The sequence below is a fragment of the Protofrankia sp. Cas3 genome, from assembly GCF_963555955.1.
Lineage (GTDB): Bacteria > Actinomycetota > Actinomycetes > Frankiales > Frankiaceae > Protofrankia.
This window is the reverse complement of sequence record NZ_CAUVXP010000203.1, coordinates 8373-9005: the sequence shown is the minus strand read 5'-3', so window position 1 is coordinate 9005 and position 633 is coordinate 8373. Positions and strand designations below refer to the sequence as shown.

1 pseudogene is annotated in these 633 nt (G+C 70.3%); it reads left to right on the top strand.

Annotated features, from left to right (window positions below):
- Window positions 1-41: 41 nt before the first annotated feature.
- Window positions 42-633 (top strand): annotated as a pseudogene (locus U9983_RS28150) (IS5 family transposase); the annotation flags it as partial.

Sequence of the window (633 nt, the reverse complement as noted above, 5' to 3'; positions counted from 1 at the left end):
GAGGCTGTCTCATGTGGTGAGGCGGGTGTGGCTGACGGAGCATGGGAGGGGTGGGTACTTGTCTTGCTGACCGGCTGGTGCCGGATGATCTGTGGGAGCTGGTGGAACCGTTGCTGCCGGAGTTCCGGTCCCGTCCGCAGGGCGGGGGGACGGCGCCGGTGGAGAACCGGGCGGTGTTCACCGCGATCGTCTATGTGTTGACCTCGGGCTGTTCGTGGCGGCACCTGCCCGACGAGTTCGGGGTGTCCCGGCCGACGGCGCACCGTCGTTTCCAGGCGTGGACTGCTGCGGGGGTGTGGCCGCGGCTGCACCGGGCGGTGCTGGACGTTCACGGCGCCGCGGGCGGTGTCGACTGGTCGTCGGTGATCGTGGACGCGGCGAGCCTGCGGGCAAAAAAGGGGGCCTGTTGACGGGTCCGAACCCGGTCGATCGCGGCAAACCCGGCTCGAAGATCCATATTCTGGTGGACGGGAACGGGCTGCCGCTGGTCGTGGGGGTCTCCGCGGCGAATCTGCACGACAGCCAGGCGCTGCTCCCCCTGGTACGGGGGATCCCCGCAATCGGAGTCGCGGCGGGGTCCCCGGCCGGCGCCGGCCGGGGAAACTGCGGGCGGACAAGGCCTACGACTCCGAC